We start from the raw sequence: 17,499 nt of genomic DNA on the forward strand, positions 1-17,499 counted from the left end.
GCGGGTCACCCCGCCCGACGCCCTCGTGCGCACCCCGGACCGCTAGACTTTGGCCTCCACCTTCGGCTCGGCCAGGTCGAGGCTGGAGCGCAGGGTCACCGGCTTGAGCAGCAGCGCCGCGACCACGCCGACCACCGCGATGCACGCCGAGATCAGGAAGATGTGCCCGGTCGAGTCGCCGTACGCGGCCCGCACGATGTGCTGCACGCCCTCCGGCAGCGCGTTGAGGTTCAGGCTGCCGCCGCCCCCGCCGGTCGCCGGGATGCCGGCGGCGGTCAGGCCGCTGGTGATGCGCTCCGAGACGTCCCGGGCGAGCACCGCGCCGAGCACCGACACGCCGATCGTGCCGCCCAGCGAGCGGAAGAACGCGACGGTCGCGCTGGCCGAGCCGATGTCGCGCAGCGGCACCGTGTTCTGCACCGCCAGCACGAGGTTCTGCATGCTCATGCCGACCCCGACGCCGACCAGCAGCATCGCCGCGCCGACCAGCACCAGCGACGTCTCGTGGTCGATCATGCCCAGCGCCGCGAAGCCCACCACCAGGGTGGTCGCGCCCGCCACGATGTAGGGCTTGACCTTGCCGGTCCGGGTGATCAGCCGGCCGCTGATCACCGACGCGCCCAGCACGCCGGCCATCATCGGGATGGTGAGCAGGCCCGCCTCGGTGGGCGAGTAGCCGCGCCCGATCTGGAAGTACTGGCCGAGGAACACCGCACCGCCGAACATGGCCATGCCGACCGCGACGCTCGCCAGGATCGACAGCGCGGTGGTGCGCCGCTTCACGATCTCCAGCGGCACCACCGGTTCCGCCGCCCGCGACTCGACGAACACGGCCAGCGCCAGCAGCACCAGCGAGCCGCCCACCATCGCGCCGCTCTGCCACGACACCCAGGCGAACGAGTCGTCCACGAACGAGATCCAGATGAGCAGCACCGACACGCCCGCCGCGATCAGCGTCGCGCCCAGGTAGTCGATCTTCACGCCGGACCGCCGCACGGACGGCACCCGCAGCGTCGCCTGCAGCACGAACAGCGCCAGCAGGGCGACCGGCACACCGATGAAGAAGCACCACCGCCAGCCCAGCCACGAGGTGTCCACGATCAGGCCGCCGAGCAGCGGGCCGCCGACCGTGGCGACCGCCATCACCGCGCCGAGGTAGCCGTTGTACCGGCCGCGTTCGCGCGGCGGGATCATCGCCGCGATCACGACCTGCACCAGCGCCTGGAGGCCGCCGACGCCGATGCCCTGGAACGCGCGGGCGGCGATGAGCTGCTCGGCGTTCTGGGCGAATCCGCTGATGATCGAACCGGCCGCGAAGATCACGATGGCGACCTGGACCATGGTCTTCTTGTCGAACAGGTCCGCCAGCTTGCCCCAGATGGGTGTGGTGGCCGTGGCGGTGAGCAGGGTCGCGGTGACGACCCAGGTGTACTGGGTCTGCGACCCGTTGAGCGAGCCGATGATCTGCGGCAGCGCGGTGGACACGACCGTGCTGCTGAGCATGGCCACGAACAGCACCAGCAGGAGCCCGCTGAGCGCTTCGAGGATCTGCCGGTGGCTCATCGGTGCGGTGCCTTCGGCAGGCGGGGCACTCATCGAGCTGCCTCCAAGGTGGAGCCCAGGGCTCCTTCGACGTCGGTGTTGAGCCGGTGCAGGGCGGAGATCAGGGCCTCGACCTCGTCCGGCGACCAGTCCGCGAGCGCCCGGTTCAGCAGGTCGGCGTACCAGCCCCGGGCCTCGGCGAGGGCGGCGTGCCCGGCGTCGGTGACGACCAGCACGCTGGCCCGTCCGTCGGCCGGGTCGGCGCGCCGCTGCACGAGGCCGTGCGCGACGAGCGCGGCCACCGCCCGGCTGACCGTGGACGGGTCGAGGCCGGTGCGCGACGCCAGTTCCTTGGCGTGGCACCCGTTCGACCGGTCGATCAGGGTCAGCGTGCCGACCAGGCCGGTCGGCACGGGCGGGTAGCGGTCGGTGCGCTGCTGGCGCACCATCCGCACGACCTTCATCAGGTCGCGCAGCCGCTCTACGAGTTCGCCGTGGTGCGGGCTGGTGTCCACGCTGACCCCTTCCCCGGAATGCTTGCTTACTACAAGCATCTAACAAACTTGCTCGATGCGCAAGTTTGCCCAGTGGGCAAAGATGTAACCTGGATCTCGATGGACCCCGGACTCCGCGAGCGCAAGAAGTCGGCCACCCGCCAGGCCCTGCACGAGGCCGCGGTGCGGCTGGCGCTGGAGCACGGCCCGGACCGGGTCACCGTCGAGTCCATCGCGGACGCCGCCGACGTCTCCCGCCGCACGTTCTCGAACTACTTCGCGAGCAAGGAGGAGGCGATCTTCCACGGCGACCTGCTGCGGTTGCGCCGACTGCTCGCCCTGCTCCGCGCCCGCCCGGCGGCCGAACCGCCGCGCGCCGCGCTGGCCGAGGCCGCCCGGCTGCTGCTGGCCGGGAGCGACCGGCCGGACCCGACGTGGGTGGCGCAGCGCCGACTGCTGCGCGGGCACCCGAGCCTGGTCGCCCACCAGGTGGCCGCCTACGCCGTGGTCGAACGCGACCTGGCCGCCGAGGTCGGCGCGCGCGGGCTGGACGAACTGCGCGCGCGGGTGCTCGCCGCGACGTTCCTGGCGACCCTGCGCGCGGCCACCCAGCACTGGCTGGAGCACCCCGACCGCAGCCTGGCCGAGTGGGTCGCCGAAGCGCTGGCGTAAAAAAGATGCACGACGTGCACATTTTGGTACCGTGAGTTACCACCACCCTGAGCAGCGGCCCGGTTACGCACCGGGTCGGGAACAGGACTCGCGGATGACCAGTCCCACCGTTTCCCCGGATCGCCGGCCCAGCCAGGACCGGCTGGCCCTGCGGCTGCCGGCCGAGTACACCGAGCGCGCGCCGGACCGGCCGTTCCACCCGGCCGCGCACCAGCGCGACCTCGGCCGGGAGGGCCCGGTGCACGAGGTGACGATGAACGACGGCGACCGGGCGTGGCTGATCACCGGCCACGAGGAGGCCCGCGCCGCGCTCGCCGACCCCCGGCTGAGCTCCGACCGGTTCCGCAGCACCCGGATGCTGGAGAAGATCCCGGCGGAGCTGCGCAAGCGGCTGACCGACCCGGCCGCCCGCGCGGGCAGCTTCATCACCATGGACCCGCCCGACCACACCCGCTACCGCCGGCTGCTGACCGGCCAGTTCACCGTGCGCCGGATGCGGCAGCTCGAACCGCGCATCCACGAGATCGTGACCAGCCACCTGGACGCCATGATCGCCGCCGGGCAGTCCGCCGACCTGGTGCCCGCGTTCGCGCTGCCGGTGCCCTCCCTGGTGATCTGCGAACTGCTCGGCGTGCGGTACGAGGACCGCGCCGAGTTCCAGGAGCGCACCGCGACGCTGCTGCGGCTGGACGCCGAGGTCGACGACGTGGTGCGGGCGGCCGACGAGCAGCGGGCGTTCATGCGCGCGCTGGTCCGGCGCAAGCGCACCGAGCCCGCCGACGACCTGCTGTCCGGCCTGATCGAGGCCGAGGCGGCGCTGACCGACGACGAACTGGTCGGCATCTCCAACCTGCTGCTCATCGCGGGCCACGAGACGACCGCCAACATGATCGGGCTGGGCACGTTCGCGCTGCTGGAGAACCCCGGCGAGCTGGCCAAGCTGCGCGCCGACCCGGCGCTGGCGCCGGGCGCGGTCGAGGAGCTGCTGCGGTACCTGTCGATCGTGCACCTGGGCCCGATCCGGCTCACCCTGGAGGAGGTGGAGGTGGGCGGCGTGACCATCCCGGCCGACTCCACGGTGATCGTCTCGCTGCCCGTGGTGAACCGCGACCCGCGCACCTACCAGGCCCCGGACACCCTGGACGTCGCCCGGCCCCGGGTGTCGCACCTGGCGTTCGGGCACGGCATCCACCAGTGCCTGGGCCAGCAGCTGGCCCGCGTGGAGATGGCCGTGGCGTTCACCGAACTCATCCGCCGGCTGCCCGGCCTGCGCCTGGACCTGCCCGCCACCGAGGTGCCGCTGCGCAGCGACATGCTCGTGTACGGCGTGCACAGCCTCCCCGTCTCCTGGGACCCGTCCGCCGCCTGACCGCACGCAGCCGGCGGTCCCGGGCCGGGACCGCCGGCTGCGGTGTGCGGACTGGGACGTGTTTCAGATGTGGGGTAGCCGGGCGTTGCCGGCGGCGACGTAGATGGTGGCCTGGTGGCGGACGGCGGGTGTGTCGTAGCGGGAGGTCTGTCGTGGGTGGCGGTCCGCCGTGGGGGCCTGTGGCCTTGCGGTGGGCGGCGCCACGTACCGGCCACCGACCCACCGCCGGTCACCTCACCTGTGAAAAACGGACTAGGGCCGCTGGGCCGGGCCTGCGGCGAAACCGGCGTCCAGGCGGTCGACCATGGTGCCGATCAGGTCGAACGGCGGGCGGCGGTCGTCGGTGTCGAGCCACCAGGTGACCACGACGCGGAGGGTGGCCATGACCGTCGCCGCGAACATCGCCGGGTAGAGGTCGGCGCGCGGGTCCGCGCCCACCTTGGCCGCCACGGCGTCGGCCAGGGCCTTCTCCTGCGCGTGGAACGCCGACATCAGGTGCGGCAGCAGCGACGGCGTGCGCCGCAGCACCCGCATCTGCTCCAGCTTCACGCGGTCGAAGCGCGGGGGCACGATCTCCACCAGCGCCTGCCGCAGCGCGTCGAGCACCGGTTCCCCGGCCGGGCGGCGGGCGAAGGCGTGGACGAACGCCTCGGCCGTCGCCACGTCCCCGGCGACGACCGCCTCCTCCTTGGACGAGAAGTAGTTGAAGAACGTCCGCAACGACACCCCGGCGTCGTGCGCGACCTGCTCGACCGTCACCCCGTCGACGCCGCGTTCGGCGCACAGGCGCAGCGCGGCGTCGGCCAACGCGATGCGGGTGGCCAGCTTCTTGCGCTCCCGCAGTCCGGCAGGTCGAGTCACAGGGGACAATTTAGACAACCCCACGCCCCCCGGCGCGCCACCCGTCCGGGGCGAGTTGCCGTCAACCCCGCCACGCCAGGTCCGTGACCAGCAGCGCGGGCCGGTCGGTCAGCACGGCGTCGACCCCCGTGCGGGCGACCAGCGCGAGTTCCGCCGGGGTGACGCCGACCAGCTGGAGGAACTCGACCTTGCCGTTCACCGTGGCGATCCGGCCCAGCTCGGGGTCCTGGACGAGGGCGAACCCGGTCAGCGCGGTGCCGTCGGTGATCGGCCGGCGCAGGTCGACGTGCTGCCCGGCCTCCAGCACCGCGCGCTCCCCCGACACGTACCGGGCCAGGCCCTGGAGCAGCTCGAACGGCCACCCCGGGGCGGCCTCCTCGGTGCCGCGGGCGAGCCGGAAGGTCAGCTCGAAACCCCACCCGGACCACTCGCGGTCGGCGTCCGGCCCGAGTTCGCCGAGTTCGGACAGGCCGTAGGTGACGTAGTGCCAGTGCCCGTCCGCCGGGTAGGCCGAGCAGCCCTGCAAGCCCGGGACCTCGGTGAACGCCGGCGGCGGGAGGTAGGCGACGTGCCGGGGCTCGACACCGGGGTACAGCGGGGCCAGGGCGGCGTCGATCGCGGCCCAGCCGGGTGGAATGTCGTTCACCGCGCAATCATCACCCGAACGTGCGACAAGGCCGCCGGTTTTCCGGCGGCCTTGTCAGAGATTTGGGATCCGACGGTGATCCCGGCGGTGATCCCGGTGGCGGGCTCAGTGCCCGGCGGCGGCCTCCGCGGCCAGCCGCTCGTCACCGCTGAGCGTCTTGAGCGGCTTCTCCTTGATGAACAGCACGGCGAGCAGCGCCAGCACCGCGATCGGCGCGCCGATCAGGAACAGCTCCGCCGTGGCGTCCGCGTAGATGCCCTTGACGATCGCCTGCACCTCGGCGGGCAGCTCGGCCAGGTTCGGCACCGAACCCGAGCCGCCGCCGGGCAGCGGGCCGAACGCCTCGGCGGACTTCGCGGTCACCCGGTTGGCCAGCACCGCGCCCAGCACGCTGACGCCGATCGCGCCGCCCAGCGAGCGGAAGAACGTCAGGGTGGACGTGGTCGCGCCCAGGTCCTTGGCCGGCACGTCGTTCTGCGCCACCAGCACCAGGTTCTGCATCAGCATGCCGACGCCGACGCCCAGCACGGCCATGTGCACCGACACCACGAACACGCTGGTCTCCGCGCTGATGGTGGCCAGCAGGCCCATGCCGCCGACCATCACCACGCCGCCCGCGACCAGGAACACCTTCCAGCGCCCCCACTTGGTGATCAGCTGGCCCGCGACGGTGGAGGACACCAGCAGGCCGAAGATCAGCGGCAGGCTCATCAGGCCGGCCTGGGTGGGGGTCTTGCCCAACCCGATCTGGAAGTACTGCGACAGGAACACCGTGCCGCCGAACATCGCCACGCCGACCAGCGCGCTGGCCAGGGTGGTGAGCGCGACGGTGCGGTTGGCGAAGATCGACAGCGGCACGATCGGGTCCGCCGCCCGCGACTCCACGAAGACCGCCAGCGCCAGCAGCACCAGGCCGCCGACCACCATCAGCGCGCTCCAGCCGGACACCCACTCGAACTGGTTGCCCGCCAGGGTCGTCCACACCAGCAGGGTCGACACCCCGGACACGATCAGCACCGCGCCCAGGTAGTCGATCTTGACCTCGTTGCGCACCACCGGCAGCTTCAGCGTGCGCTGGAGCAGGGCGATCGCGGCCAGCGTGAACGGCACGCCGATGAAGAAGCACCAGCGCCAGCCCAGCCACGAGGTGTCCACGATGACGCCGCCGATCAGCGGCCCGGCCACCGTGCCGACGCCGAACACCGCGCCGAACAGGCCCGCGTACTTGCCCATGTCGCGCGGCGGGATCATGGCCGCCATCACGATGGTCGCCAGCGCCGTCATGCCGCCCGCGCCCAGGCCCTGCACGATCCGGCTGGCGATGAGCACCTCGACGTTCGGGGAGAACCCGGCGATCAGCGAGCCGACCACGAACATGCCCAGCGAGAGCTGGATGAGCAGCTTGCGGCTGTAGAGGTCGGCGAGCTTGCCCCACAGCGGCACGGTCGCGGTCATCGCCAGCAGCTCGGTGGTGACCACCCAGGTGTAGACCGACTGCGAGCCGTTCAGGTCGGCGATGATGCGCGGCAGCGCGTTCGAGACGATCGTGGACGCCAGGATCGCCATGAACATGCCCAGCATCAGGCCGGACATGGCCTGCACGACGTCTTTGTGCGTGGTCTCCGCGCTCGGCGCGGCCTTGTCGTCGGACGTTCCGACGGACATCGTTCCCCCCTTGGGACAGAAGTTCTCGGTCAAGACCCGGCCGGCGTCGCCAGGCCCGCGAACAGCAGGTCCAGCGCTTCGCCGAGCAGTTTTTCCAGCGGGCGCCCGTCTTCCAGGTCGACCCACCGGGCGAACGCGACGCGGCACGCCGCACTGGCGGCGGCGACCAGCAGCCTCGGGTAGAGGTCCGTCGGCGGGCACCCGACCCGCTCGGCGACGGCGGCGGTCAGGTTGCGCTCGGTTTCCTCGCCGCTGGCGAAGACCTTGGCGAGCAGCACCGGATGCTGCTGGACGACCCTCATCCGGAGCAACCAGTTTTCGCTGTCGTCGGCCAGCCCCTCGGCGATCTCCTCCTCCAGCGCGGCCTTCAGCGCGGCGCCCGGGCCGAGTTCGGCCGGCTGCGCCAGCACCCGCCGGTTCATCCGGGGCCCGGCGTCGGGATCCGGTGCCACCACGGCGTCTTCCTTGCCCGCGAAGTAGTTGAAGAAGGTGCGGGGGGAGACGCCGGCGGCGGCGCTGATGTCCTCGACGGTGACGTGCTCGTAGCCGCGTTCGTAGGCGAGCGTCACGGCCGCGCGCGACAACGCCTGCCGCGTCTGCCGTTTCTTACGGTCACGAAGACCAGGCTCACCGTTCACTCGATCAGCGTACGAGCGAACGTGCAGCGACTGCAAGTTTGCAGGCACTGCACTATTAGTGATCCGCCTCTCCCTCGACAGGGGAATTGAGGTGCGCGACCGACTGGCGGGTCACTAGCGTCGGGACGCGTGACCGACGTGGACTGGCTGCGGATCAACCGCGAGAACTGGGAAGACCGGGTGGCGGTGCACGCCGGCAGCGAGTTCTACGACCTGCCGGGCTTCCGCGCGGGCCGCAGCACGCTGCGCCCGTTCGAACCGGACGAGGTCGGCGACGTGACCGGCAAGCGGCTGCTGCACCTCCAGTGCCACCTGGGCCAGGACACGCTGTCGTGGGGCAGGTTGGGCGCGACGGTCACCGGCCTGGACTTCTCCCCCGCCGCCGTGGACACCGCCCGCGCGCTGGCGGGCGAGATCGGCCTGGACGCCGCCCGGTTCGTCGTCGCCGACGTCTACGACGCCCGCGAGGCGCTGGGCGGCGAGCGGTACGACGTGGTCTACACGGGATTCGGCGCGCTGGTGTGGCTGCCCGACGTGGACCGGTGGGCGCGCGTGGTGGCGTCCCTGCTGGCCGAGGGCGGTTTCCTGTACCTGGCGGAGTTCCACCCGGTCTCGCAGGTGCTCGACGAGGACGGCCGGACCTTGGCCCACGACTACTTCCAACCCGAGGGCGAGACCTGGGACGAGCCCCACACCTACACCGACGGCCCGGCGCTGACCAAGACGACCTCCGTGCAGTGGCAGCACACCATGGGCGACATCGTCACCGCGATCGCGCGCGCCGGCCTGCGCGTGGAGTTCCTGCGCGAGCGCGAGACGACCCTGTTCCAGGCCAACGGGGCCGTGGTCCGGGTAGGGCCGGACGACTACCGCTTCCCGCCCGGGCACCCGCGACTGCCGATGACGTTCTCCTTGCGGGCGACCAAGTCCTGACCCGGCCGGCGGGCCGGCGGGACGCTGGTCAGCGCAGGCCCAGCACGCCGACCAGCGGCGCGAGTTCCGGTTCCTCCCGGGCCCGGCCCAGGGCTTCGGCGAGCGCCGTCTCGTGCGTGGGCAGCGCGCGGTCCAGCGCGGCCCGGCCCACGTCGGTGAGTTCGGTGTAGATGCCGCGCCGGTCGTCGGGGCACAGGTAGCGCTGGAGCAGCCCGCGCTGTTCGAGCCGGGTCACCAGCCGGGTGGTGGCCGACTGGCTGAGCACCACGGCCCGCGCGAGCTGGTTCATCCGCAGGTAGAGCCCGTCCGGTTGGCGCGACAGCGCGTCCAGGACGGTGTACTCGCTCACCGACAGGTCGTGCTCGCGTTCCAGGGCGCGTTCCAGGGCGTCCTCGATGCGCGCGTGCAGCGCGGCCAGCGTGCGCCAACCCTGCGCACGGGCCGCTGCGGCGTCGTCGGAGATGTCGGACACGGCACCACCCTCCTTGCGCACGACTCGTTGCGTGCGGCAATATCAGGCGTGTGCAATAACCCGCGTCTGCAACTATCGCGGACGCCGGTTGAACGCGCCTGACACCAGTCTATCGAGGGGGACGGATGTCGACTCCGCACGAGGTGACGGCCCCGCCGCGCTGGCCCGCGCGGCTGTGGGTGGCCCTGATGATCAGCAGCGGGGTGATCCTGCTCGACGGCCTGGACATCTCGATGATCACCGTGGCCCTCCCGGAGATCCAGCGCGAACTGGGCATGACGGCGGCCGGCGCGCAGTGGCTGGTCGCCGGCTACGTCCTGGCGTTCGGCGGGTTCCTGCTGCTCGGCGGCCGGTGCGCGGACCTGTTCGGGCGGCGGCGGGTGCTGGTCGTCGCCATGGCGGTGTTCGCGCTGGTGTCGCTGCTGGGCGCGCTGGCCGACGACCCCGCGCTGCTGGTCGGGTCGCGGTTCGTGAAGGGCGCGGCGGGCGCGTTCACCGCCCCGCCGCGATGTCGCTGCTGACCACGACGTTCCCCGAAGGCCCGCACCGGAACCGGGCGTTCGGCATCTTCAACGTCTTCGAGGCGTCGGGCTACTCGTCCGGGCTGCTGGTCGGCGGCCTGCTGGCGGCGCTGGACTGGCGGGCGACGTTCGTCCTGCCGATCCCGATCGCCGTGCTGCTGCTGGTCGCGGCCCTGCGCTACCTGCCACCGGACCCGCCGCGCGCGGTGCGGCCGCGGGTGGACGTCGGCGGAGCCGTGACGTTGGCCGGCGGGATGCTGCTGCTGGTGTTCACCGTGTCGTCGGCGGCCGACGCCGGGTGGGCGTCCGCGCGGACGTGGGGCGGCCTGGCCGGGTCTGCGTTGCTGCTGGCCGCTTTCGCCTGGATCGAACGGACCGCGCGCACCCCGCTGATCCGCCCGGCCCTCTTCCGCGACCGCCGCCTGGTGGCCGCCAACCTCAGCGCCGCCCTGCTCTACGGGGGCGCGATGGGCTTCCAGTTCCTGCTGGCGCTGTACTTGCAGAACCTCAACGGCTGGCGGCCGTGGCAGATGGCGTTGGTGCTGCTGCCCGCCGGGCTGGTGGTCGTCGGCCTGGGCCCGCGCCTGGGCTCCCTGATGAACCGCTTCGGCGTGACCCGGGTGCTGGTGGTGGGCCTGGTGGCGTTCGTGCCGAGCTACCTGCTGGTGCTGGGCATCGGCCCGACCCCCGACCTGTGGCTCCTGCTGCCCGCGTCGGTGTTGTGGGGCCTGGGTTTCGCCCTGAGCATCTCGGCCCTGATGGTCGCCGGGACCAGCGGTGTGGCCGACGACGAGCAGGGCGTCGCGGCCGGGCTGCTCAACAGCTCGTTGCAGGTGGGCGGCGCGTTCGGCCTGGCGGTCGTGACGGCGGCGATCGCACCGGGCACCGGGCTGCCCATGCTGTACCCCGGGGTGGTGGCCATCCTGGTGTTCGCGGCGCTGACCCTCGCGGCCCAACTGCTCCGGCGTCCTAGGCTCGGATCGTGAACTTCCTCCAAGTCACCACCACGACCGACAACCCCGACACGGCTGCCCGACTCGCGCGGTCGGCGGTGACGGCACGGTTGGCGGCCGGCGCGCAGGTGTCCGGACCGGTGACCTCGTTCTTCTGGCACCTGGGCGAGGAGGGCCAGGGCGAGGAGTGGCAGGTCACCCTCAAGACCACCACCGAGCGCTACCCGGCCCTGGAAGCCCACCTGCGCGCCGAACACCCCTGGGACAACCCGGAGATCACCGCCGTGCGACTGGCGGCCGGGTCGGCGGACTACCTCGCGTGGCTGCGCCGGACCGTGACGCCCGAGTCCTGACGGTCCCTACTCGACGGCGTCGAGCGCGAGGTTCCACGGATAGTCGGCCATGACACGACCGCCCGTCCTCGGCGGGTGGGGCCGGAAGCCACCTTCGCCGAACAACACCTTCACCCCTGCGGCGCGCAGGGTGTCGATGCTGCGGTGCAGGACGGGGTTGGCGGCCAGGAGCGGCTCACCGGGCACGGGCCCGTGGTCACGGCAGGAGCGCGTCGATCTGCGGGTCGCCCGTCGGCGCGGTGTGCCGGGTGGGTGCGTCGGCGGCGAGGAGGAACGACACCGTGCCCGGGTAGTCGCCGTCGTCGGTGCGGTTCGCGGTCGCGCCCCAGATCGCGCAGTCCAGCGGGGTCGGACCGGATTCGTCGAAGGCGTGGTCGGACAGGTCCGCCGCGCGGGACACGAGCAGGCGGACGACGTCCAGGCGGCCGTTCATCGCCGCCTGGTCCAGCGGGGTGAAGTTGCTCCAACCCCGGGTGTCCACGGGCATTCCGCCGTCCAGCAACGCTTCCACCACCTCCACCCGCCCGAGCGCGGCGAACTGACCGAGGATCCACCCGTAGTCGTCGCCCTCCGGCGTGCCCAGGACCGGTGCCGCGGCGCGGGGCAGGGTGGTCGACTCGCCGCGGGCCACGGCCAGGACCGCCTCGTCCACGGCGTCCAGCTCGGCGACCGCGCCCCGTTGCGCCAGCAGCTCGTAGGCCGCCAGGTGGCCGCACCTCGCGGCCAGCGCCAACGGCCGGCGGCCGACGTCCCACCGGTCCCACGGGCGGTTCACGTCGGCTCCCGCGTCCAGCAGCGCGGTCAGCACCCGCAGGCCCCGTCCGCGCCCGACGGCGTGGTGCAGGCAGTGGTGCGCGTCGACGTCGACGCCGCGGTCCAGGAACCACCTCAGGCCGGTGACGTCCTCGAAGTCGAGCTTGTGGTTGACCGCGCGCTCGAAGCCCGGCCGGTACAGCGCGTCGAGGAACTCCGGGTCGCCCTGTTCGCACGCGTGGTAGAACGCGTCCTCGTCCGGCTCGGCCCCCGCCGCCAGCAACCTGCGGACTTCCGCCAGGTCGCCGCTCTCCACCGCCGTCAGGAACGACACGGCGCACCTCCCGCGGCCAACTCTACGTCACCCGGACGCGCGACCGTCCACTTCGAACACCCCCGCCCCCGCGCGGCGCTAGGCTGCGGAGGCGGAAGGCTCGACTCGCGAGGGAGACCGATGCTCCGCTGCACCCGCCTGTTCGGCCCGAAGCGCCGGGTGACGTTCTCGCTGCCGCTGGACGGCCCCGGCCCGGTCAGCGTGGTCGGCTCGTTCAACGACTGGACGCCGGGCGTGCACGAGCTGCTCCCCCGCCGGGACGGCACCCGCACCGTCACGGTGATCCTCCCGCCCGGCACCCACCGCTTCCGCTACCTGGCCGCCGGCGGCCACTGGTTCGACGAGACCGACGCCCAGCGCGTGGGCGGCGACAGCGCCATCACCATCGACGGCTGACCACCGCGCGCCCACCGCCCCTACCGCGCGGCGAACTGCCCGTGGAAGCCGAACGGGATCACGTGCGGCACCTCGGCCCGCGCCAGTTCGGTGAACGTCGACGCGTCCAGCACCAGCAGGCACGACCGGTTCGCGGCGGCGTCCAGCACGACGGACAGCACCACGCCGTCGTCCTCGTCGCGCGCGTCCGGCGCGGCCACGAACACCGGCTCGCCGGGGTAGCGGCCGGGCTCGTGCCAGGTCCGCGCCCGGCCGGCCCGGACGTCGACCTTCACCAGCTGGTTGAGGAAGTCGCCCCGGCCGCCGCCGTGCGCGCCGACCCCGTACGCGTATTGGTAGTCGCGCCCGTTGTGCGGCCGGTAGGAGATCCGGGGCAGTTCCAGCGCTTCGTCCACGAGCCGCCGGGTGCGCACGGCCCCGTCGGCGAGGTCGACGGTGTACCGGGTCGGGAACGCCAGCGGCAGCTCCACCTCGCCGCGCACCCGGTCGAGGTAGAGCGCGTCGACCACCGACGAGTCGGCGTAGGAGCAGATGTCCACGACGACGCGGCCGTCCTGGTCGAAGGCGTTGATGTGGTGGAAGGCGAAGAACGCGTCGGTGCGGCCGTCCGCGACCACCGAGCCGTCCTCCTGGGAGAGCACCACGAACCGGGTGCCGAGTTCGGGCCGCCACCGGTAGTTCTCGATGAACGGCTTGCCGCGCAACAGGAACGACAGCGGGTTGACCACCAGCGGGAAGACCACCAGCACCACGTGCCGCTCGGTGACCGCGAAGCTGTGCAGGTAGCCGGGCCGGTCGGTGGGCACGGCGGCGAGCAGCTCCCGGGTCGCGCCGCGCTGCCGGTAGACCTGGTAGAGGCTGCGGCGGCCGAACTTGAGCACGTAGTTGACCAGGTCTCCGGTGCGCGGCGCGACGTGCGGGTGCGCGGTGGTGACCTGGCCCTTGATGGTGTCGTCCAGGTCGGACAGGCCCACCGTGGCCAGGGTTTCCGGGTCGAACCGGACGGCGATGGGGGTCTCGGTGAGCGCCAGGTCGCGGCCGTCGCCGAGCAGCACGTTGACGTTGGCGTTCGCGTTGACCTCGGACCGCGCGAACAGCCGGGCGAAGATCGACCGGCACGGGTCGGTGGCGAATTCGCCGAATGCGATCTTCCCGTTGTCCCGCACGGACTTCAGGCTCGGCGTCTCCAGGAACCGGTTGCGGTAGGCGACCCGGCCGCCCGCGAACGCGAACCGGTGCAGCATCGCCTGGCCGTCGAACCAGTGCCGGAACGACCGGTCGCCGCTCTCGAACTTGGCCGGGCCGTTGCGAACCAGCGTGCCGGACAGCCACGACGGCAGCTCGCCCCGCACCGACAGCTCCGCGACCACTTCGCGGTCCAGACTCGTGAACCCTGCGCGCATGACCACCCCACCTTTCGATAACGACGTTATGAAACACCGTTATCGAACGGTCGTCAAGCAGCCGCCCACCCGGCCGGGCAGGCGGGCGCCGATCGTGCGGGGCGGGGTGCCCGGGACTCAGCCGGACCGGGGTCGCAGCAGGTCGTCGAAGAGGGCGTCCACGAGCACCTCGGGGACGTCCGCACCGGTCAGGGCGCGGTAGACGATCGGGCCGACCAGGGCGTCGACGGTCGCGTCGAGGTCGAGCCCGGGAGAGATCACGCCCGCGTCGGCGGCCCGTGCGAGCAGGGCGCGTTCCCGCTCGCGGCGCGGGGCGAGGTAGCGCTCGCGGAGGTTCCCGGCGGCGGCCGGGTCGTGCTGGGCCTGGGCGAGCAGCGCGAGCAGGACCTTGCCCGCCGGGTCGACGGCGAGGAACCGCGCGAAGCCCCGGAAGTAGCCGCGCAGGTCCTCCACCGAGGACCCCTCCGGCACCGGCAGGTGCTTCTCGCCGTCCGCGATGAGCGTGTCCAGCAGGATCTCGACCTTCGAGGGCCACCAGCGGTAGATCGTCTGCTTGGCCACGCCCGCGCGCCGCGCGATCGCCTCGACGGTGAGCGCGCCGAAGCCGTGTTCGACCAGCAGGTCGTCGGCCGCGTGCAGCACGGCCAGGCGCGCGGTCTCGTCGCGCCGGTTGCCGGAGCGGGTCCTGGGGAACTGGGGGCTCGCGGCGGGCATGGGCGACACGATACCGGTCGCACGCAGGGGTGTTACTGTCTAGACGCAACGTCGCGTCTAGACAAAGGAGCCACACCGTGACCACCACGTCCGACCGCCACGCCCTCGTCGTCGGAGCCTCCCGGGGCCTGGGCCTCGTCCTGGCGGGCGAACTCGTCCGCCGGGACTGGCGGGTCGTCGCCACCACCCGCGGCGACGGCGGTGCCCTGCGGACCGCGGCCGACGCCTCGAACGGGCGGCTGGAGGTCGAATCGCTGGAGATGACCAGCCCCGGCGAACTGGCCGCGCTGCGCGGACGCCTGGCGGGCCGGCGGCTCGACCTGCTGTTCGTCAACGCCGCGATCGACCGGGGCGACCACCCGATCGGCGAGGTCGCGACCGGGGTGTTCACCGAGGTGATGATCACCAACGCGCTGAGCCCGCTGCGCGTCCTGGAAGCCCTGCGCGAACTCGTCGCGCCCGGCGGGACCGTCGCGGTGATGTCCTCCGAGCAGGGCAGCATCTCGCTGAACACGGAGGGCGGCTACGAGCTGTACAAGGCCAGCAAGGCCGCGCTCAACCAACTCATGCGCAGCTACGCCACCCGGTACGCCGACGACGGCCGCACCAAGCTGCTCATCGACCCCGGCCACAACAAGACCCGGCTCGGCGGACCGGACGCGCCGCTGATCGCCGAGGAGTCCGTCCCCGCCGTGGTCGACGTGCTGGAGTCCCAGGCCGGCACGCCCGGTCTGCGGTTCCTCGACCGCTTCGGCGAGACCGTCCCCTGGTAGCCGGCGCCTACTCGACCGGGACGCGCTCGCCGTGCGTGAGCGCCCAGCGGCCCATCGCGTCGATCGGGCCGAGCATCGACTCCCCCAGCGCGGTCAGCGCGTACTCGACCCGGCCCGGCCGCGCGCGGCGCTCCACCAGGCCCCGACGCTCCAGCCGGCGCACCGTCTCGGTGAGCACCTTGGGCCGGATGCCGCCGATGGTCCGGCGCAGGTCGGCGGGGCGGCGCGGGCCGTCGCGCAACGCCCACACCACGACCGGGTTCCAGGTGTTCGCCATCAGGTCGAACGCCAGCCGGGCCTGGCAGTCGGCGAGAAACCTGGTCACGTCGCATCCCCCTCACGTGGACACCGTTCGGTGCCCACCGCTGTCCATAGCGTCTGAACCGTCCGGGATATGCCGCGACCGAGGAGGAGAACGGGATGCGGATCGGCGTGTTGGGCACCGGCGGGATGGCCGAGGCCCTGGGCGGCAAGTGGGCGGGCCGGCACGAGGTGTTCGTGGGCGGGCGGGAGCCGGCGAAGGCCGCCGCGCTCGCGGAGCGCATCGGGGCCCGGTCGGGCACGGTCGCCGAGGCGGTGGCGTTCGGCGACGTGCTGCTGGTCGCGGTGCCGGCGGCGGTGGCCGCCGACGTGCTCGGCGACGCCACCGGCAAGGTCGTGGTCGACTGCACGAACTCGATCGCGCCGGGGTTCCTGCTGGACGAACCGGCGCAGGCGGCCCGGCTGGCGGCGTCGTCGGGCGGGCACGTGGTCAAGGCGTTCAACCTGTCCCCCGTCTCGGCGTGGCACGAGCCGGCGCCGGTCTACGGGGGCCGGCCGCTGGGCGTGCCGGTGTGCGGTGATTCGCCGCGCGCGCTGGCGGCGGTGCGCGAACTGGTGCGGGACGCGGGGTGCGTGCCGGTGGACGGCGGCGGGCTCGCGCGGGCGGCGGTGCTGGAGGCCACCGCCGCGTTCGTGATCGGGGTGTGGAAGTCCGGCGGGCAGGACGTGCGGGCGATGTTCCCGACCTTGCCGGAGGCACTAATCTGACAGCACTGTCACATCTGGCGGAGGGGACGGGGATGTACCCGGAGATCGAGCCGTACGACCACGGGCTGCTCGACGTCGGCGACGGGCACCAGGTGTACTGGGAGGTCTGCGGGAACCCGGACGGCGCACCGGCCGTCGTGCTGCACGGCGGCCCCGGCTCGGGCTGCACCCCCGCCCAGCGCCGGTACTTCGACCCGGCGGCCTACCGGATCGTGCTGTTCGACCAGCGCGGGTGCGGGCGCAGCACGCCGCACGCGGGCGCGCCGGTCGTGGACCTGTCCGCGAACACCACCGACCACCTGGTCGCCGACCTGGAGCTGCTGCGAACCACGCTCGGCATCGACCGGTGGCTGGTGTTCGCCGCGTCCTGGGGTTCGGTGCTGGGCCTGGTGTACGCGGTGCGGCACCCCGAGCGGGTGTCGGCGATGGTGCACGCCGGCGTGGCCACCGGGCAGTGGGCCGAGACCGATCTGCTGGTGCGCGGGCTGGGACCGATGTTCCCCGAGGCGCACGCCCGGTTCCGCGCGGCGGTCGGCGACCCCCGCGGCAGCCTGACCGCCGCGTACCTGGAACGGCTGACCGACCCCGACCCGGCGGTGCACCAGGCGGCGGCGGACGCCTGGTGCGCCTGGGAGGACGCCCTGGTCCCGCTGTCGCCGGACAACTCGCGCTTCGACCCGCCGCGGTTCCGGCTGGCGTTCGCCCGGCTCGTCACGCACTACTGGTCGCACGGGTCGTTCCTGCCCGACGACCACGTGTACGACAACGGCGACCGCCTGGCCGGGATCCCGGGCGTGATCGTGCAGGGCGAGCTGGACCTCGGCAACCTCATCGGGACGCCGTGGCTGCTCACCAGGGCGTGGCCGGACGCGGAGTTGGTGCTCGTCCGGGACACCGCGCACGGTGGCAGTGCGAGCATGTCCGAAGCCAGGGTCGCCGCCACGGACCGGTTCCGGTGACGCGGCAGACCCCCTGGCC

At 72.6% G+C, this 17,499-nt stretch carries 20 protein-coding genes and 1 pseudogene; 9 read left to right on the forward strand and 12 right to left on the reverse strand.

From position 1 onward, the window contains the following. Window positions 1-42: 42 nt before the first annotated feature. Entirely contained in the window at window positions 43-1,596 is a 1,554-nt protein-coding gene (locus tag AC0HI0_RS20460; protein WP_480933977.1) for an MDR family MFS transporter, read from the reverse strand. Then, entirely contained in the window at window positions 1,593-2,057 is a 465-nt protein-coding gene (locus AC0HI0_RS20465) for a MarR family winged helix-turn-helix transcriptional regulator (protein ID WP_480933978.1), read from the reverse strand. Before AC0HI0_RS20465 ends, AC0HI0_RS20460 begins: the two co-directional genes overlap by 4 nt. 99 nt (window positions 2,058-2,156) lie before the next feature. Here AC0HI0_RS20465 and AC0HI0_RS20470 point away from each other — a divergent pair, with 99 nt between their 5' ends. After that, a complete protein-coding gene (locus tag AC0HI0_RS20470) occupies window positions 2,157-2,708 on the forward strand; it encodes a TetR/AcrR family transcriptional regulator (RefSeq protein WP_480933979.1) in 552 nt (183 codons plus the stop codon). Between the two features lie 94 nt (window positions 2,709-2,802). After that, window positions 2,803-4,077, forward strand: a complete 1,275-nt coding sequence (locus AC0HI0_RS20475; RefSeq protein ID WP_480933980.1) for a cytochrome P450 — start codon at window positions 2,803-2,805, stop codon at window positions 4,075-4,077. Between the two features lie 252 nt (window positions 4,078-4,329). Here the strand turns inward: AC0HI0_RS20475 and AC0HI0_RS20480 are convergent, their stop codons facing one another. The 4 genes from AC0HI0_RS20480 to AC0HI0_RS20495 all read right to left on the reverse strand — a co-directional run bounded on the left by AC0HI0_RS20480 (window position 4,330) and on the right by AC0HI0_RS20495 (window position 7,887). Then, entirely contained in the window at window positions 4,330-4,938 is a 609-nt protein-coding gene (locus AC0HI0_RS20480; RefSeq protein ID WP_480933981.1) for a TetR/AcrR family transcriptional regulator, read from the reverse strand. Between the two features lie 61 nt (window positions 4,939-4,999). Then, window positions 5,000-5,584 carry a suppressor of fused domain protein gene (locus AC0HI0_RS20485; RefSeq protein WP_480933982.1) on the reverse strand — a complete coding sequence of 195 codons (585 nt, stop codon included), beginning with the start codon at window positions 5,582-5,584 and terminating at the stop codon, window positions 5,000-5,002. A gap of 105 nt (window positions 5,585-5,689) precedes the next feature. Beyond that, the gene (locus AC0HI0_RS20490) at window positions 5,690-7,249 is read right to left on the reverse strand and encodes an MDR family MFS transporter (RefSeq protein ID WP_480933983.1); all 1,560 of its coding nucleotides are present in this window, start codon (window positions 7,247-7,249) and stop codon (window positions 5,690-5,692) included. 29 nt (window positions 7,250-7,278) lie between these two features. After that, window positions 7,279-7,887, reverse strand: coding sequence for a TetR/AcrR family transcriptional regulator (locus AC0HI0_RS20495; RefSeq protein WP_480933984.1), 609 nt, complete (start codon window positions 7,885-7,887; stop codon window positions 7,279-7,281). 129 nt (window positions 7,888-8,016) lie between these two features. Between AC0HI0_RS20495 and AC0HI0_RS20500 the strand changes: the two genes are divergently transcribed. Next, on the forward strand, window positions 8,017-8,820 hold the full coding sequence (locus AC0HI0_RS20500; RefSeq protein WP_480933985.1) for a class I SAM-dependent methyltransferase: 804 nt from the start codon (window positions 8,017-8,019) through the stop codon (window positions 8,818-8,820). A 28-nt stretch (window positions 8,821-8,848) separates the two neighbouring features. Here AC0HI0_RS20500 and AC0HI0_RS20505 read toward each other — a convergent pair whose 3' ends face one another. Next, window positions 8,849-9,292 (reverse strand): MarR family winged helix-turn-helix transcriptional regulator, encoded by a 444-nt coding sequence (locus AC0HI0_RS20505; RefSeq protein WP_480933986.1) that lies wholly within the window; start codon window positions 9,290-9,292, stop codon window positions 8,849-8,851. 233 nt (window positions 9,293-9,525) lie between these two features. Between AC0HI0_RS20505 and AC0HI0_RS20510 the strand changes: the two are divergent. Together AC0HI0_RS20510 and cutA are read left to right on the forward strand one after the other, a co-directional pair. Continuing rightward, a pseudogene (locus AC0HI0_RS20510) lies at window positions 9,526-10,799 on the forward strand (MFS transporter). Further along, window positions 10,796-11,119, forward strand: a complete 324-nt coding sequence (gene cutA / locus AC0HI0_RS20515; protein ID WP_480933987.1) for a divalent-cation tolerance protein CutA — start codon at window positions 10,796-10,798, stop codon at window positions 11,117-11,119. The pseudogene AC0HI0_RS20510 and the gene cutA overlap by 4 nt, the downstream one beginning before the upstream one ends. 6 nt (window positions 11,120-11,125) lie before the next feature. On the opposite strand, the gene AC0HI0_RS20520 is transcribed toward cutA, so the two are convergent. Beyond that, complete coding sequence (locus tag AC0HI0_RS20520; protein ID WP_480933988.1) at window positions 11,126-11,305, reverse strand: hypothetical protein; 180 nt, start codon at window positions 11,303-11,305, stop codon at window positions 11,126-11,128. Between the two features lie 10 nt (window positions 11,306-11,315). Next, window positions 11,316-12,206: an ankyrin repeat domain-containing protein gene (locus AC0HI0_RS20525; RefSeq protein ID WP_480933989.1), complete on the reverse strand. Its 891-nt coding sequence runs from the start codon at window positions 12,204-12,206 to the stop codon at window positions 11,316-11,318. A 120-nt stretch (window positions 12,207-12,326) separates the two neighbouring features. Here AC0HI0_RS20525 and AC0HI0_RS20530 point away from each other — a divergent pair, with 120 nt between their 5' ends. Beyond that, window positions 12,327-12,602, forward strand: a complete 276-nt coding sequence (locus AC0HI0_RS20530; RefSeq protein ID WP_480933990.1) for an early set domain-containing protein — start codon at window positions 12,327-12,329, stop codon at window positions 12,600-12,602. A gap of 20 nt (window positions 12,603-12,622) precedes the next feature. Here AC0HI0_RS20530 and AC0HI0_RS20535 read toward each other — a convergent pair whose 3' ends face one another. Together AC0HI0_RS20535 and AC0HI0_RS20540 are read right to left on the reverse strand one after the other, a co-directional pair. Further along, on the reverse strand, window positions 12,623-14,005 hold the full coding sequence (locus AC0HI0_RS20535) for a carotenoid oxygenase family protein (RefSeq protein ID WP_480933991.1): 1,383 nt from the start codon (window positions 14,003-14,005) through the stop codon (window positions 12,623-12,625). Window positions 14,006-14,122: 117 nt separating this feature from the next. Continuing rightward, window positions 14,123-14,719, reverse strand: a complete 597-nt coding sequence (locus AC0HI0_RS20540; RefSeq protein WP_480933992.1) for a TetR/AcrR family transcriptional regulator — start codon at window positions 14,717-14,719, stop codon at window positions 14,123-14,125. Window positions 14,720-14,796: 77 nt separating this feature from the next. Between AC0HI0_RS20540 and AC0HI0_RS20545 the strand changes: the two genes are divergently transcribed. Continuing rightward, window positions 14,797-15,492, forward strand: a complete 696-nt coding sequence (locus tag AC0HI0_RS20545; RefSeq protein ID WP_480933993.1) for an SDR family NAD(P)-dependent oxidoreductase — start codon at window positions 14,797-14,799, stop codon at window positions 15,490-15,492. A 7-nt stretch (window positions 15,493-15,499) separates the two neighbouring features. Here the strand turns inward: AC0HI0_RS20545 and AC0HI0_RS20550 are convergent, their stop codons facing one another. Then, window positions 15,500-15,769: a winged helix-turn-helix transcriptional regulator gene (locus AC0HI0_RS20550; protein ID WP_480934345.1), complete on the reverse strand. Its 270-nt coding sequence runs from the start codon at window positions 15,767-15,769 to the stop codon at window positions 15,500-15,502. 143 nt (window positions 15,770-15,912) lie between these two features. Between AC0HI0_RS20550 and AC0HI0_RS20555 the strand changes: the two genes are divergently transcribed. Both AC0HI0_RS20555 and pip read left to right on the forward strand, forming a co-directional pair. Continuing rightward, window positions 15,913-16,521, forward strand: coding sequence for an NADPH-dependent F420 reductase (locus AC0HI0_RS20555; protein WP_480933994.1), 609 nt, complete (start codon window positions 15,913-15,915; stop codon window positions 16,519-16,521). Window positions 16,522-16,553: 32 nt separating this feature from the next. Then, complete coding sequence (gene pip, locus AC0HI0_RS20560) at window positions 16,554-17,480, forward strand: prolyl aminopeptidase (RefSeq protein ID WP_480933995.1); 927 nt, start codon at window positions 16,554-16,556, stop codon at window positions 17,478-17,480. The last annotated feature ends 19 nt before the right edge of the window (window positions 17,481-17,499 follow it).

The organism is Saccharothrix sp. NBAS 001 (assembly GCF_056640475.1).